The 1492-nt window shown below is 65.6% G+C and carries 1 protein-coding gene; it reads left to right on the top strand.

Annotated features, from left to right (window positions below):
* Positions 1-122 precede the first annotated feature (122 nt).
* Positions 123-1484 carry an ISL3 family transposase gene (locus DWB68_RS15685; protein ID WP_233548879.1) on the top strand — a complete coding sequence of 454 codons (1362 nt, stop codon included), beginning with the start codon at positions 123-125 and terminating at the stop codon, positions 1482-1484.
* Positions 1485-1492: the final 8 nt, after the last annotated feature.

Below are 1492 nucleotides of genomic sequence, written 5' to 3'. Positions count from 1 at the left end.
GGCTCTTCCTACTTGCGGTGGGGGTGAGCGGCGCGCCGGTGTGAGTTGGGCTGCGGGGTGAGGGACGTCGAGGCCCTCAGGATCAGGAGCGACCAAGCAACCCGTTCCGAAGGACCTCGACGATGTCCGAGCTTACGACGCGCGCTGCTGCGCATTGCCATCACCGCACCCCCTACTGCTCCCGATGCGACCTACTCGTCGGCTTGGAGGGCTTGCACGTCACACGCGTCGGCCTGGATAGCGACGGCGCGCGGCTCATAGTCCAGGTCGAGTCGCCGCCGGCAGTGATGGGTTGTGCCACGTGCGGTGTCCTCGCGCACAGCCATGGCCGCCGCGACGTCACCCTGGTCGATGCACCGTGTTTCGACCGGCCCGTGAAGGTGGTGTGGCGCAAACGAACCTGGCGCTGTATCGAGGCCGAGTGCCCGACCAAGTCGTTCACCGAACAGGACGAGCAGATCGCGCGCCGACGGGCATTGCTCACCACGCGGGCGTGTTGGTGGGCGATCAACCAACTCCGCCGTGAACACGGCTCGATCCGCGGCATCGCGCGGCAGTTGGGGACGACCTGGAACACGGTGTGGACCTCGATCCACCCCCTGCTGAAGGAGATGGCCGACGACGAGACTCGGTTCGCTGGCGTGGAGCGCCTCGGCGTGGATGAACACGTCTGGCACCACGTCAGCCAGTTCCCGATCGAGTGCGGCGGACGCGGACCCAAGATGCTGACCGGGATGGTCGACCTCACCGGCGATCCCGAGTCCGGGAAGCCGAAAGCAAGGCTGCTCGACCTCGTCCCAGGCCGATCGGGGAAGGCCTACAGCGACTGGCTCGACGAACGTGGCGACGACTTCAAGAACGGCGTGAAGGTCGCGACTCTGGACCCGTTCCACGGTTACAAGAACGCCATCGAGGACCGACTCGAGGACGCCACTGCAGTCCTGGATGCCTTCCACATCGTCAAACTCGGTTCCCAAGCCGTTGACGAGGTCCGCCGACGTGTCCAACAAGAGATCCATGGCCACCGCGGCCGCAAGAACGACCCCCTGTACGGCATCCGCACCATCCTGCGGTGCGGTCAGGAGAAACTCACCGAGCGCCAGCAGAGCCGCCTGAACAAGGCCATCGAAGCCGATCCCCGCCACGACGAGGTCTTCATCGCCTGGCAATGCGCCCAAGAGCTGCGCGCCGCGTACAAGAACCCGAACTTGCCCGCCGGCCGCGCCACCGCACTGAAACTGATCGCTTCACTACCGACCTGCCCGATCCCAGAGATCAAACGACTGGGGAAGACGTTGAAACAGTGGAGTGCCGCGTTCCTGGCCTACTTCGAAAGCGGCCGCGCCAACAACGGCGGCACCGAGGCCATCAACGGCCTGATCGAGCTCCACCGCCGCGTCGCCCGTGGCTTCCGCAACCGCGAGCACTACCGACTACGCATGCTCCTCATCGGCGGCGGACTGACCCACCCCCACCTGAAGTAGGAAGAGCC

The organism is Galactobacter valiniphilus, assembly GCF_003575975.1.
GTDB lineage: Bacteria > Actinomycetota > Actinomycetes > Actinomycetales > Micrococcaceae > Galactobacter > Galactobacter valiniphilus.
This window is presented reverse-complemented; position numbering and strand designations above follow the sequence as displayed.